This window comes from Arachnia propionica (assembly GCF_037055325.1).
Lineage (GTDB): Bacteria > Actinomycetota > Actinomycetes > Propionibacteriales > Propionibacteriaceae > Arachnia.
This window is the reverse complement of sequence record NZ_CP146373.1, coordinates 2,923,625-2,936,994: the sequence shown is the minus strand read 5'-3', so window position 1 is coordinate 2,936,994 and position 13,370 is coordinate 2,923,625. Positions and strand designations below refer to the sequence as shown.

Annotated in this window: 11 protein-coding genes; 1 reads left to right on the top strand and 10 read right to left on the bottom strand. The window is 62.8% G+C overall.

The features are described 5' to 3' along the window. Positions 1-5 precede the first annotated feature (5 nt). The 4 genes from V7R84_RS13555 to V7R84_RS13540 form a co-directional block, all read right to left on the bottom strand. Positions 6-170, bottom strand: a complete 165-nt coding sequence (locus V7R84_RS13555; RefSeq protein ID WP_338569918.1) for a hypothetical protein — start codon at positions 168-170, stop codon at positions 6-8. Then, entirely contained in the window at positions 167-814 is a 648-nt protein-coding gene (locus V7R84_RS13550; protein ID WP_338569917.1) for an ATP-binding cassette domain-containing protein, read from the bottom strand. The genes V7R84_RS13555 and V7R84_RS13550 overlap by 4 nt, the downstream gene beginning before the upstream one ends. Before the next feature lie 200 nt (positions 815-1,014). Beyond that, the gene (locus V7R84_RS13545; protein ID WP_338569915.1) at positions 1,015-1,182 is read right to left on the bottom strand and encodes a hypothetical protein; all 168 of its coding nucleotides are present in this window, start codon (positions 1,180-1,182) and stop codon (positions 1,015-1,017) included. Further along, positions 1,179-1,763 carry an energy-coupling factor transporter transmembrane component T gene (locus tag V7R84_RS13540; protein WP_338569912.1) on the bottom strand — a complete coding sequence of 195 codons (585 nt, stop codon included), beginning with the start codon at positions 1,761-1,763 and terminating at the stop codon, positions 1,179-1,181. The genes V7R84_RS13545 and V7R84_RS13540 overlap by 4 nt, the downstream gene beginning before the upstream one ends. Before the next feature lie 104 nt (positions 1,764-1,867). Between V7R84_RS13540 and V7R84_RS13535 the strand changes: the two genes are divergently transcribed. Further along, complete coding sequence (locus tag V7R84_RS13535; protein WP_338569910.1) at positions 1,868-3,133, top strand: MFS transporter; 1,266 nt, start codon at positions 1,868-1,870, stop codon at positions 3,131-3,133. Between the two features lie 269 nt (positions 3,134-3,402). Here V7R84_RS13535 and V7R84_RS13530 read toward each other — a convergent pair whose 3' ends face one another. The 6 genes from V7R84_RS13530 to V7R84_RS13505 form a co-directional block, all read right to left on the bottom strand. After that, positions 3,403-4,143 (bottom strand): thioesterase II family protein, encoded by a 741-nt coding sequence (locus V7R84_RS13530; protein WP_338569908.1) that lies wholly within the window; start codon positions 4,141-4,143, stop codon positions 3,403-3,405. Further along, positions 4,140-4,667, bottom strand: coding sequence for a GNAT family N-acetyltransferase (locus tag V7R84_RS13525; RefSeq protein ID WP_338569906.1), 528 nt, complete (start codon positions 4,665-4,667; stop codon positions 4,140-4,142). Before V7R84_RS13525 ends, V7R84_RS13530 begins: the two co-directional genes overlap by 4 nt. A 119-nt stretch (positions 4,668-4,786) precedes the next feature. Beyond that, positions 4,787-6,490 carry an ABC transporter ATP-binding protein gene (locus V7R84_RS13520; RefSeq protein ID WP_338569904.1) on the bottom strand — a complete coding sequence of 568 codons (1,704 nt, stop codon included), beginning with the start codon at positions 6,488-6,490 and terminating at the stop codon, positions 4,787-4,789. Beyond that, positions 6,490-9,033, bottom strand: a complete 2,544-nt coding sequence (locus V7R84_RS13515; protein WP_338569903.1) for an ABC transporter ATP-binding protein/permease — start codon at positions 9,031-9,033, stop codon at positions 6,490-6,492. Before V7R84_RS13515 ends, V7R84_RS13520 begins: the two co-directional genes overlap by 1 nt. Positions 9,034-9,064: 31 nt before the next feature. After that, positions 9,065-10,642: a (2,3-dihydroxybenzoyl)adenylate synthase gene (locus V7R84_RS13510; protein ID WP_338569901.1), complete on the bottom strand. Its 1,578-nt coding sequence runs from the start codon at positions 10,640-10,642 to the stop codon at positions 9,065-9,067. Positions 10,643-10,680: 38 nt separating this feature from the next. After that, complete coding sequence (locus tag V7R84_RS13505; protein WP_338569898.1) at positions 10,681-13,359, bottom strand: SDR family NAD(P)-dependent oxidoreductase; 2,679 nt, start codon at positions 13,357-13,359, stop codon at positions 10,681-10,683. Between the last annotated feature and the right edge of the window lie 11 nt (positions 13,360-13,370).

Here is a 13,370-nt window from a genome sequence, read left to right as displayed (position 1 = left end):
GGTACTCAACGGACCCGCCAACGAGCGGTCTGCTCGAAATCGGCCAGCAATGAGGCGAAAACCCCGTTCCCGGCGGCCAGGTCACCACCCGGGCTGCCTTCTTCTACCACCCGCGTCGGTGTGCCGTTCTCGCGACCCGAAAGCACGTGGATGTGATCGGCCTGCATCACCGTCGACAGGTGGTGGGCGATGACAATGACCGTCCGGCCCGCGACAATTCGCCCAGGGTCGCGGTGATAGCGGCCTCGTTCTCGGCGTCCAGGGCCGAGGTGATCTCGTCCAACAGCAGGATCGGCGCGTCCTTCAGGAAGGCACGGGCGATCGAGACGCGCTGCCGTTCAGCGCCGGACAGTTTCTGGCCGCCCTTCCTGACCTGCGTGCCAGCGCCGTCTGGCAGCCGGGAGAGCGTCTGGTCGAGCCCGGCCCGGTGGAGCGCGTCGGCCACTTCGGCGTCGGTCGCGTCGGGACGGGAGATCTGGACGTTCTCGGTGATGGTGGTGTTGAAGAGGTAGACATCCCGGAAGACCATGGAGGTCATCTCCATCAGCTTCGTGGTCGGGATGTCCCGCACGTCGACGCCGCCGATGGTGATCGAGCCCTCGTCGACGTCCCAGAACCGTGCGGCCAAGCGGGTGACGGTCGACTTGCCACCCCCGGACGGACCGACCAGGCCGGTCAGGCCCTCCGGGATCCCCACCCACACCAGGGCGAAGGCCACCACGGTGATCGGGGTGACCCAACCCAGGTGGAAGAACCAGAAACCCAACCCGATGGTCAGGGCCAGCAGCGCGGCCGGCTGCATGACGGCCGTCATGATCGCCATGCTGACCCCGGATCTGGTTGTCGGCCACGCCGCCCAGGAACATCGCCGTGTGCGCGGATCTGATCAGTTCCCAGGCGCTCGTCGGATTCTGTCGCGGAATGGTGGCGACCATGTTTCCTTCCTTGATGGGATTGGGAGTTCCGGTTTCCGGGGAAGGGGGAACCCGTCCAGTTTCGGCCGGGCGTGACCCGTCAGACTATTCCGGCGCGGGAGAATTGCCTGCGGGTCAACACGCGGCCCCAGAAACACCCGGCGACGCAGGCCACGATGGCGAGCAGGACCATGAAGATCAGGCCGCCGAAGATTCCGAAGATCACCGGGAGCAGCACCATGATCAGCGGGATGGCTCCCATGGTCATGCTGCAGATGAAGAACAGCACGATGTACAAGGCGATGAAAATGCCGATGGTGACGGCTTCGCTGACCGGATGGTCCTGAGCTCACCCAGCAATGTGGGGACGTAACGATAGATGACCATGACGACCACCAGAAAGGTGCCCGGCAGCCGCAGTCTTCCCAAGGCCGCCATCGCCTCACTCATCGGCACCCGGGTGAAGACCACCAAACCCATGGCGAGCGCCGGGAAACCGTAGAGCGAGAGGGCCAACAGGATTCCGAGCCACGGTACCAACGGCAGGTGCGCCCCAAGCAGGCACAGGTGGTGCAGGACCCGCAGTGCGACGTAGCTCCCGGCCAGTTGCAGGGACAGCCGGGACGACCCGAGCAGGAACCCCAGGACGATGGGACAGGCGGTCAGCAGGGCGGTGCCGGCAGGGGTCTGGACCAGGCCGGTGCCGAAGGCCATCGCGACCAGCATGACCAACCCCACCCTGAAGTCGGGTTTGGTGAGGGAGAGTGACCCGAACCCTCCGCGGGGTTCGGGGGAAAGTCGCCGCGCGGCCCACTTCGGAGCGATCCGGGCGAGGGGTTGGAACCCCATCTGGGGACAGGGCGTCAACCGTCGACATAGTTGTTTAGGCTAACCTAAACTGTATGCCGTTGGAAGTGGTTTACGGCGGTGCATCAACACGAGATGGGCAGGGTGTGTCCGAAACACGAAGGATTGACTGGCCGGTTGTACTGGCCGCTGCAGCGGCCATGCTCGTCGAGGGATACGACCTCGGGATCTACGGGAACCTGCTGCCCTTCCTGCTGCGCGACGGTTCCCTGGGGCTGGACACCGCCCTGGCCGGAGTCGCGGGCTCCGCCGTGTTCATCGGAATGCTGCTGGGTGGTCTGGCGGCCGGGTGGCTGAGCTCCAGGTACGGGCAGCGCAGAGTGCTGGTGTGCGGTATCTCGGTGTTCTCGGCCGCCATGCTGTGTACCGCTTTGGTGCATGACTCGGTGCTCTTCGCAGGGACGAGGCTGCTGGCGGGAGTCGGTCTGGGTGTGGTGATGCCGGTCTGTATGGCCATGGCCCGGTCCGCCTGCTTGTCGGCGATGTCTTCGCTGTGCATCTCCGTGGTGATGGGAGGCATCCCGGCCGGTGGTATCGCTGCGAGTCTGCTGTCCTGGCTGACCGCATCCCACGTCGGGTGGAGGCCTTTGTTCGTCGTGGGGGCTTTGATCGGGCCGGTGCTGATCCCGTTGCTCTTTTCCGTGCTCAGAAGGATTGTTGATCCGGAACGCGAGGCCACGGACCGTGGGGTGGCGCAGGAGGTTTCCCCGGGGTCCCGCCGTGGTGTGCCATTGCGGGAGCTGCTGGCCCCGACGATCGCTGGCATGGCCGCCACTTTCTGTTTTCTGCTCTCCTTCTACGGGCTGATGACGTGGCTCACGAAACTGATGACCGAGATCCGCGTCCCACTTGATGGTGCGCTTCAGCTGACTCTTGTGTTGAACACGGGTGCAGTTCTCGGTTCGCTGCTGACGGGTCTGTTGGCGACCCGGTTCGGAACTTTGACGTTGACGGTGGTCTCCGGTGTGATCGGGGCGGTCTGCCTGGTGCTGCTGCCCTCGGGGGTGATCACTGGGGCCGCAATGATGCTCGTCGTGGCGGTGCTGGGTATGGTCTCTCCCTCTGCTCAGAACTTGGTCAACTCCCTCGTCAGCGAAGCCGTGGCCGCCCATTGGCGGACGGGCGTGCTGGGGTTCACTCTGGGGGTCGGCCGGCTCGGCGCGGTTCTCGCCCCGGTGATCGGCTCCTACCTGCTGGTCAATGTCCCGGCCGGAGAGGGAATCACCAGCCCGGCCGGTGCTGTCTTCGTGGCCTTCGCAGTCGCCAGCCTGGGTGGCGTGGTCGCCGCGTGCTGGCTCGGGGGGCTGGGCCGCCGCCGCACTCGACATGATCAGTCCGTTTCGGGGCTGTGATGGCCGACTGGATTACTGAGGTGTGCTTGTTGATTGTGGAGCCTTTCCGGTTGTGAGCTGGTGGTGTTTCCTGGAGAAAGGCGAGCTCCCTGACCTAGGTGATGTAGCTCCCCGGATCGCGACCGAGGTCTTCTGATCCAAGTGGTGAAGTGGGTGGATTTTGAGCCTGTTTCACGGCTGGCAGGCAGGTCAGGGAGTACCACATCTCGCAGCTGCTTTCATGATCAGCTCTTAGCGCTCCATGCGGGAACATTCTTGGGGCTTGCCAATCATGTCAGGAACCACATCGCATCATGGTGTAGATGATGGGCAACTGTGTGAACATCGTCCGTAAAATAAAAGTGTCCACCTGGAAAGATGCGATATCGAAATTCGGCCGTGGTGAGGTGCTCCCAGGAACGCATATTCTCCGGCGGTGCCAGTGTGTCCTGTTCGCCCGCGTAAGCGATCAACGGGACGTGCAGTGGCTCAGTTCGTGGGTGGTGAGTTTCTGTGATCTGAAAATCTCGCCGAAGTAACGGCAGCAGCTGCTGTTTGAACTCTGGATGTTGCAGCAGACTGGCAGGTGAGGCTCCCAATGACTCCACCGCTCGAAGAAGTGTTTCATCGTTTGCTTGGTGTAGTAATTCGCGATCTGTCTGCTGTGTCAAGGGAGAGGTCTGTGCCGAGACAATTACTCCGTGAATTTGATGTACGAGCTGTACGGCAACTTCTTGGGCGACGAACGCGCCCATGCTGTGTCCTAGCAGCACGAATGTCCCGGGAAGGTGTCGAGGGATCTGGTCGACGATAGAATTCACCAAGGAATGCATGGAGTCAGCCAAGGGAGTCTGTACCTGGCGTTCGCGCCCAGGATAGTTCACGGCCCAAACAGTCAACCGGTTGAACAGTGCTGCGGCGAGTGCACGGTAGAACACGGGGCCGCCACCTGCGTGCGGGCAAATCAGGAGCGTGGGGCCATCCGCAGATTGCGGGCTTAGCCGCACCAGCCAGGACGGTGAGGAATTCATGACAACCCTCTCTTGACTGGATCTAGACCACTGCTACCGCGATAGAACAACCGGATTCGACGGTCCGGGCGCGGTTGCGCCTCGCCACCTCCGCGCCAGCCGTTGTTCAGTAGAGCCTGGTGCATCCGTGTGTTGTTCACAGCAGGATCGACGATCACTACTTGGCACAGTGGGTCAGCTTCCAGCATTGCGTCGGCCAGCGTGGGCAGGAACGGTGAGAAAATCCTTCTGCCCGTCAGGTGCGGATCGCCAACCGCGATGTGGAAACCGAGATCGTGGCGTGCCGAGTGGTAGCAGCGTCCCACTTCATCTCTGCCAGCGCGGTAAATCTCCAGATAGCCCACGGCGACACCTTGATAAAGCATGATCACAGGAACCGAATATGTTCCTGATAGTTGTGCCACCCAGTACCTAGCCCACTGTGACGCTGGCCATGGTTGCTGCCAAGTGGCAATCAGATGAGGCTGCGACATCCACTCGGCGACCAGCGAGGCATCCGTGTCAGGATCCGCTACTCGTATCATGATGTCGCCATGACCTGTCCGCTGTGGTGTGTATCTGGATAGGTCGGGTATGGGTGGCGGATCCGGCAGGACCCAAGCGGCTGGCGTATCGGTTCTCTGCCGCGGAAGTGCTTCTGATCTCATATGCTCCATTGTGCGGCTTTTCGCCATTCTTGGAGGAGTCGTGCGTATTCCCCGGATGCCGCAGCCAGATCGGCCGGGGTGCCTTGCTCTGTGATGCGACCTTCGCGCATCATGATGACGACATCGGCGAGTTCCAGCATCGCGGGCCGGTGGGTCACCACCACGGTGGTGTGGTTGTGGCGGATTTGTTTGATGCTGTCCACGATGGCGTGTTCGTTGCGGGTATCGAGGGCCGAGGTGGCCTCGTCGATCAGGAGCAGGGGGGCTTTTTTCGCCAGGGCACGAGCGATGCCCACCCGTTGTCGTTCTCCGCCGGAGAGCTGGCCGCCTAGTTCACCCACCGGTGTGTCCCAGCCCGCCGGTGCCTGTTTCAGGATGGGGGTGAGCATGGCGGCCTCCGCGATGCGGTCGAGATCTGTCTGGGTGAGGTTCGGGTTGACTACCAGCAGGTTGTTCCGCAGGGACGCGTCGGCCAGGACCGTGTCCTGGAAGACCATGGCTGCGTTGCCTCGTAGCTGGTTCGTCGTGGCTTCGGCCGGGTTGTCGCCGCTACCCAGTGTGATGGTGCCCATGTCGAGGGTGTTCAATCCAGCCAGGGTTTTGATGAGGGTGGTTTTGCCTGACCCGGAGCCGCCGATCACCACGGTCACCGTTCCCGGCGCCAGGTCCAGGTTCACGTCCGCAAGTCCGACGGTGCCGTCGGGGTGAGTCAGTTTCAGGTTTCGGGCTCGCAGGTGCGGCGCCTCGGACATGGGAGGCGAGGGGTTGATCGGGGTGGTCTCGACGATGGCCCGGACCTCCTGGAGGTTGCGGTTGATCGCGACAACTCCGGCGACGGTGCCCGCCACCGTGGTGACCTGTTCCAGTACCCGCAGCAGCACGATGATCAGGGTGGCCGCGGTGATCGCGTCGATCACACCGGAATCGAGGGCCAGCCATGCCGTGCAGCCGAAGCCGAACAGCACCACCTGCAGCACGAGGCTGAACAGGAATTCACCGGGGATCTGCCACAGTAGGAGTTTCAGCACCCGACCCCGGGTTTTCCCGATGGCATCGGTCACCAACCGGTTCCCCAGGGACAGGTTGCGTGCCGTGCGCAGTGACGGCTGGGCCCAGGCGAACTCGAAGAGCCGGTCGTTGAGTTCCTCGGTTGCCGCCGTGTAGGCGTGCTGGGCTCGTGATTCCAGGGCGGTGCTGGCCCACAGTGCTGCCAGCGCCAGGATCCCGCCGGCCAGTGTGACCACTCCGACGGGAGGTGCGACGAACAGGAGCCCCAGGCCCAGCGCCAGCGTGAAAGCCGCGGCGGTTATCACCGGGGTTATCAGCAGGATCACCCCGGACGTGGCCTCGGTGGCCCCATCGGCCATCAGGGCGCGCAGCGTCGCTGCTCGCTGTGGGGTCGTGTCGGGCCACGCCAGGACCGCTTCGGGGGTGCGCTGCTGGATGGTGCGCATCACGCTGATCCCGAGACGCAGCCCGCGTCGGGCGGCGAGCACGTCCATGCCCCAGGCTGCGACAATCAGTCCCAGCAGCGCCGCCACCCACGGGGCGCCGTTGGCCGGGGATTCGCCGAACAAGGACCTGCCCAGGGGAAACAGCACCAGGACAGCGCCCGCTTGGAGCGTCGCGGAGGCGACGGCTAGGACCAGATAGGACCAGAAGTCGAGCCCGTTCGTGATGGCGTGCAGGTGTCGCAGCATTACCGGCTCCCTTCATGTTCGGAGCCGGCGCGCCACAACTCGGCGTAGATTCCGTCCCGGTCGAGTAGTTCCTGATGGGTTCCGGATTCGGCGATGGTGCCGTCTCGCAGCACGATGATCCGGTCAGCGTCCCGTACGGTGTGGAGCCGATGGGCGATCATGAGCACGGTGCGTCCCTTGAGGAGGTGATCCAGTCCTTGGCGGATCGCCCATTCGGAGTCCGGGTCGGCGGCGGCGGTGGCCTCGTCCAGGACCACGATCGGGGTGTCGGCCAGCAGTGTCCGGGCGATCCCGATGCGTTGACGTTCCCCGCCGGAGAGCCGGGTGTTGTCGACGATGGTGTCGTAGCCCTGCGGCAGCTGCATGATGCGCTCATGGATCTGGGCCGCCTCTGCTGTCGCCCGCACCTGCTCATCGGTGGCCTCCGGTCGGCTCAGGGCGATGTTGTCGCGCACGCTGGCCCGCAGCAGCTGCACGTCCTGCAGCAGGATCGCGACCTTTGCGTACAGCTCATCGGAGGAGAGGCCGCGGATGTCGACGCCGTCGATGCTGATGGTTCCCGCTTGCGGGTCCCACATCCGCGCCAGCAGCGCTGCCACCGTCGACTTACCCGCTCCGGAGGGACCGACCAGCGCGGTGACCTGCCCGGGCCGGAGTTCCAGGTCCAGGGCCGGCAGCACCGTCGGCCCCGCCCCGTAGCCGAACCTGACACCCGAGAACCGAACGTGCCCCGGGGGAGCGGATCGGTTCTCAAGGGAAGCCAGACCTGGTGTGCCGAGCAGCCATTCCAGGGAGTCGCGGGCCGCGAAGGACTGCGTCAGGATGCCGATGCCCGACGCGATCCCGATCAGCTGGGCCCCGCACGAGGTACCCACGATCAGGAAGACGATCAGCTCCTCGGGACGCATCCAACCTGCCGAGATGAACGCCCACCCGGCCAGCACCAGCAGGCCCAGCACCGTAGTCGGGCGGTTGATCATGACCGCCTGGGTTTTCGCCAGCGAGGTTTCCCGCTGCCAACGCTCCACGACATCACCCATCCGGCACAGCGTCTCCGGCAGGTCGACAACGGCCCTCGGACCGAACACCCGGGCCTGGTCGATCGTGCTGAGGAAGGTCTGCGCCTGCCCTGAGGCCAGCGCCGAGGTGCGCTGCACGAGAGCGTTCTTGTCGGCGTCGCGCCGCGAGATCCGGATCATCACAACTAGGAACACCACCAACGGGAGTAGCAATACCAGGGCGAGCCGCCACTGCACCGCGAACAGGTACCCCAGGGTCGCTACCGGCGTGACGATCGCAGCCACGAGATCGAGTACCGAATGGGTGACCAGGTAGTGCAGCGCGGCCACGTCGTCACCGACCAGGGTTTTCACATCCGCTGCCTTGCGGTTGGTGAACCAACCAAGCGGTAGCGTGCTCAACTTGTCCATCAGACGCCGCCGCAACGCAGCGGCGAACCGGGCATCGTAGAGGTGCATGCCGAACAGCAACACCGCAGTGCCGGCAGCGCTCAGGGCCATGACCAGCAGGGCCGCGAACCCCACCGCGACGAACTCGCCCACTCCGGCGCCACGCAGGAAAAGCCGGGCCACCTCGGCGAACAGAATGAAAGGAACGACCTGCACCACGGCGAGCAGAGCCTGCGCCAAGCCACCCACGACCAACGCCGCGCGGGCCGGGGCCAGGACCCGCTCCGGGGTGGGAGATACAGTTGCCGTCCCTACGGGTTGCGGTTCCTGTTGCTGAGCGGCCTGCTCCAGGATGCGCGATTTACCCATGGCACGCCCCTTCACCCAGTAGGCCTGGGCATGGAGCGTGGCCCGGTTCAACCCGAACTCACGCTCCAGCGGGGTGCGGGCACGCCGGGTCGCGAGGGACTCGGCGGTGACCCAGGCGTACCAGCCGGTCCAGTCCCGCCCGGAAATGGCCTGCGCCAGACCCTGCCCGTCGGGCAGCTCATCCACCCAGCGGGCCTCGACGTTCGGCCCCTCCGGTAGCGGCAGCTCGACGTCACGCTCGTCGTGCTGTTCCAGATACACCACGACGGGATGCTCCGGTGGGATCGAGGACGCCAAGGCGTGGATCGCCGGATAGGACGCCAGGTCACCCAGGAAGAGATACCCTCTGGGTGCTGGATCGAGCAGCTCGAAGGGTTCCTCACCAAGTCGCATCGCCACGATCTGATCGCCCGGCTCACACGTCGTGGCCCAGTAAGCAGCAGGGCCCATCGGATGATGAATGACAAAATCAATTGCAAACTCTCCGGTCCCCGGATCTGTCTCAGCCAGCGTGTAACCCCGTTGGAACTGTTTCGCCCCACCATCCGGATCCGGAAACCAGGCACGCACCCAGTTCCCGGGCGCCTCCCCCTCAGGAGTGAGCAGAGTGTCGGAGTGGAGGAACACGCGCACGAAGTGGTCCGCGCGGTATTCACGTCCCGTCACCGTCAACACGTGCTCCCTCGCCCCGAGTCCCTTGAGCACTGCCCCCTGAATCCCCTTACCCACAACTGATCCCTTCAGGAAGTTCTGCTTGTCCATCATCGCGCACGTGTACTGTCACGTTTCAGTCATCTCATCGTTGGCGGTGCTTGCTGACTTTGCCCACAGCGGTGAGCGGAAATTCGTCAACCACCTGAACCTCATCTGGCACGGCAAAGGCCGCGATACCACTCCGTCTGACCTGCATGATTAGCTGACGGGGAGTGGGGCGCTCGGCGTCGGGCAGTGGGGTACGCAGGATGACGTAGGCGACGATCCTCTCGCCCCAGCGATCGTCCGGAACCCCCACAACAGATGCGTCATGAACCTCGGGAATGCCCAGCAGTGCGTTTTCCACTGTCTCTGGAGCGACCTTCTCCCCGCCCCGGTTGATGATGTCGTTGGTGCGCCCGGTCACTGTCAGGTAGCCGCGGCTGTCTCGGGTGACCAGGTCACCCGAGATATAGAAGCCGTCCGAGGTGAAGCAGCGTGCGTTGTGCTCTGGAGCGCGATAGTAGCCGCGGATGGTGTAGGGGCCGCGCGTCTGTAGATGCCCTTCGACGCCATCAGGTACCAGCTGACCCTGATCATCAACTACACGTACCTCATCAGCGGGAGACAGTGGCCGTCCCTGGGTTGCCACCGTGGTCTCCCGATCATCGTCGAGACGGGTGTAGTTGCACAAACCCTCCGCCATGCCGAAGACCTGCTGCAACCGGCAGCGCAGGGTGCTCTCCACCCGTTCTGCGATCGCGCGACTCAGCTTCGACCCGCCAACCCAGACCACTCGCAGGGCGGTGTGGGTTGATTCCTCTGCCTGCAGTGAGTTCATCCAGGTCAGGAGCAGCGGGGGCACCAGGGCAAGATGCGTCACACCCTGCTTTTCGAGCAATGCGAACCCTGTCGCAGGTGACGGATCAGGGGCCATCACCACTCGGGCTCCCACCACCAATGCCCCGTGCAAGCCAGGAGAAGACAGGACGAAGTTGTGCGCTGCCGGTAGCACTACCGCCATCACGTCGCCACGCCTCAAATCACTGATGTCAGCAGCAGCGCGGGAACAATAATCGTATTCTTCGTGCAGTCGGGGGATCAGTTTTGGGTTTCCCGTGGTGCCACCGGATAGCTGGAGCAGCGCCACGGAGTCCGGTGAGATGTGTGGTAGGGCGGCTTGGTCCGGATCGGGCAGTTGGCTCCATGGTGGTTCTTGGTTCCAAGCGACGTCGAGCACCTGTAGATTTGGCAAGTCATCAACTATCTGTCGAGCTATAGCCGCGTAATCGACGGTTCCGACGCGGCCAGTGGCCATGATGGCGACGGCATCGGCTTTCCGGGTCACGTGGCTCAATTCAACCCGGCCGTGTGAACTCAGCATCATCACAGGACGTGCGCCAGCTCTCATCACGCCGAAGTACGCCTCAACCCAAGCGACGCTGTTGGGCAGGTACAACACCACGTTCGACCCGGGCGAGATCCCGTGAGCAGCAAGCCATGAGGCGCAGCGACGACTGGAACGGGCTAGCTCGCGAAAACTCAGGGAACGGACCATGTCCGAGATGAAGGGCGCGTCACCATAATTTTCAGCAGCTGCGTCGAGAATTTGTGGCAGGGTCAACTGTCGCCAGTAGCCGGCCTCGCGATACTGCTGCACCAGATCGCGGGGGAAAGGCACGAACCCTGGATCCCTGGGTTGATGTGACTGAATCATGACTATCCCTTCAACGCTGTATGGATGAGATCGTTCAGGCTTGCTCCCTTGAGGATGGCTGCCGCAGTGACTGCGTTTGCTGTGGCATGTGCAAGTTCGCGTTGCACGGTGAGGGCCTGGATCGAGTCGATCCCCAATGACACCAGAGAACTGGAGAAGTCCAGTTCCATCTCATACGGATATCCCAATGCTTCGCGAACTACTCGTTCCACCAGTTCGGCGACACCATTTGGGTGCCCATCCCGGGAAACTTCATCATTCATCCTCGGCGTCTGTTGATCGTTCTGAGCAGATTGCGTTTCGGTGGGCTGTGGGTCAACAGGCGATGGTTCTGACGCCGGTTGCGGCACGGCAAGCAAGTGGCGGAACAGCGAATCCGCCCCGTGTAGGGAAAAAGCTGCAGTGATTCGTTCCCAGTCCGCTGCCACGATGCTGACCAAACCGGTGGGTGCCGTGAGGGCAGCTATAACTGCATCGGTGGGGTCCATCTGTCGCAGTCCCGCGGCCTCGGTCGCCCGTAGACTGCCGTTGACCGCACCAGTGTGGCCGGAGTAGGGCCACAGGCCCCACCGAATCACGGTTGTGTTCTCTGCATTTGACAGAGCGGCCACTTCGAGCAGGCGATTGGTGGCGGCGTAAGTTGCGTGTCCGCGTGCTCCAATACCTGCTGACAGGGATGAAAACACCAGGAAACGGTCCCTGGGACGCACAAGGTGTTTACGCAGTGCTGTCACCGCGCCAGATTTCGGGGCGATTGCGGCTGCCCAGTTGGTGTCGTGTACTGCGTCATAGTTGACGGCGCAGTGCACGACGAGGCGAGGCTTGTTGGACAGTGCTGCGGCAAGGTCACTGAGCGTGGTGTGGTCCGTGACGTCGCACTGTATGTGTACGACCTCGGCTCCGGTCGCAATGGTGATGGCTTCGAATGCTGCCTTTGTAAGACTGCTCATTGGGCGTCGCGAAGCCACCACCACGCGTGAGAACCCCTGTTCTGCGAGGCGACGACACACCTCGCGCCCGACGACGCCGGTGCCGCCCACGACCACTGCCTCGGAGAAGTCGGGGCGGTCCGCCAGCTGGTCCTGCGGTATGAGACGCCGCGTGTGAAGAACAGCGCCCATAACCGCCAGATCGGATTCCCTCATGATGTGGGCAGCCGCCATCACGTGCCGTGCGCTGCTGGCCGTTTCATCAGCTGGATCGAGATCCAGATGGCGGATCCGGGTCGGCGCAAAATCCGAGGCTAGACAGCGCAGCATGGCGGCTACAGCAGCCGCGATGGGTTCTGGACTGCCGCCACCGCGAGTACTGCGATCCTCGGCACCTGTGGTGACGACCAGCAGATCAGGTACCGCTGTTTCTTGCAGTTGGCATAGCAAATCATGAACTAGTGATAGTGCGGAACTGGTTTCGTGACTATTCCAGAGTGCGGAGTCCAGCATGGCCACTCCCACTGCGGCATCCTCGGTGACAAGCGAGGCCCCGAGACGGGATGCCTCCTCGTTCAGCAACTCTGTCCAGTGCTCATCCCCGAACATCACTTGGATGCGGTTGGGGTCAGGGAGGAAGCTACCGCCAAGGGCCTCCCAGTGATCTTTCAGGCACTGTGGCGCCAGGCCGAGTCTGCCGGGGGTTCCCTTACCAGGTTCGTAAGGTGCCCAGAACACATCGGGCTCCCATGCGGTGGGTGGAAACCGCAAAGGCACTGACACGTGTCGATCGGGACGAGCGATAGCAATGTCGCGATGTGTGACCAAGACTTCGGCCAGGCGATCCGAGAAACCAACTGGTGCGGCGACGTCGCGCTGGCCGCAGTTGTACACATGAATGTCTTTGAAATCAGCTGCCGCGGCATTCTCAGCAATGGCTGTTAGGAGAGCCGGGTGACCGGACATCTCGATGAAGGACGTGGCGCCGTGATCGAGAGCGCAACGAATTGCTAGGTCAAAACGGACCTTGTGGCGCAGGTTCGCGAACCAATAAGCTGCCTGGGAATACCCGGAAGGGACAGGTGCCCCGAGGGTTGATCCAATGAAAAGAGTGTTACCTTGACTGAATGAATGCCTTCCAAAAGCGTGCTCAAAGGGTTCCTGCGCCGTGTCCATCAGATGGGTGTGCGAGGGAAAATCAACTTCAATTCGCCGAACGAAACAGTCGTCGGCGTGCAATGATGTCTCGAGCTCTGCAATAGCCCCTAATTCACCGGCGACCGCGTGTAGTGACGGAGAGTTCACCACACACACCTCTGCCCAACCGGTGAGCGTGGGAAGTTTCCTTTCAATCGAGTCTCGATCGGTGCCGACGATGAGCATGGCATAACGCCCCGTGGCGGCGATTTCCTGGCTGAGTCGAGTTCGTCTTGTGATAGCGCGTACCGCGTCTTCCTCGGTGATGACGCCCGCAGTGTACGCCGCAGCCAGTTCTCCTTGACTGTGACCGACCATCATGTCAGGAGTTACTCCCCAGTCCTGCCACATGGCCTGCAGAGCGACCATGTGGGTGAAGAGGGCTGGCTGAACTGCTTCGGAGCGCATTCCATCGACCAAGAACTCTCTCACCGGAATGTTCATTTGGTTGAAGATTTCATCGAAGTGGTCAACGGTGGCACGATAACCTGGGCTGATATGGTACAGATCACCGCCCATGCCGGGGTGTTGACCCCCTTGACCAGGGAAGACCATGGCAATGGTTC

What these genes read in the sequence shown, in the direction of transcription:
- V7R84_RS13520 (WP_338569904.1), bottom strand. Translation starts at nt 6,490, where the DNA reads ATGCTGCGACACCTGCACGCCATCACGAACGGGCTCGACTTCTGGTCC.
- V7R84_RS13530 (WP_338569908.1), bottom strand. Translation starts at nt 4,143, where the DNA reads ATGAATTCCTCACCGTCCTGGCTGGTGCGGCTAAGCCCGCAATCTGCG.
- V7R84_RS13525 (WP_338569906.1), bottom strand. Translation starts at nt 4,667, where the DNA reads ATGATACGAGTAGCGGATCCTGACACGGATGCCTCGCTGGTCGCCGAG.
- V7R84_RS13550 (WP_338569917.1), bottom strand. Translation starts at nt 814, where the DNA reads ATGACGGCCGTCATGCAGCCGGCCGCGCTGCTGGCCCTGACCATCGGG.
- V7R84_RS13505 (WP_338569898.1), bottom strand. Translation starts at nt 13,359, where the DNA reads ATGGTCTTCCCTGGTCAAGGGGGTCAACACCCCGGCATGGGCGGTGAT.
- V7R84_RS13540 (WP_338569912.1), bottom strand. Translation starts at nt 1,763, where the DNA reads ATGGGGTTCCAACCCCTCGCCCGGATCGCTCCGAAGTGGGCCGCGCGG.
- V7R84_RS13545 (WP_338569915.1), bottom strand. Translation starts at nt 1,182, where the DNA reads ATGACCATGGGAGCCATCCCGCTGATCATGGTGCTGCTCCCGGTGATC.
- V7R84_RS13515 (WP_338569903.1), bottom strand. Translation starts at nt 9,033, where the DNA reads ATGATGGACAAGCAGAACTTCCTGAAGGGATCAGTTGTGGGTAAGGGG.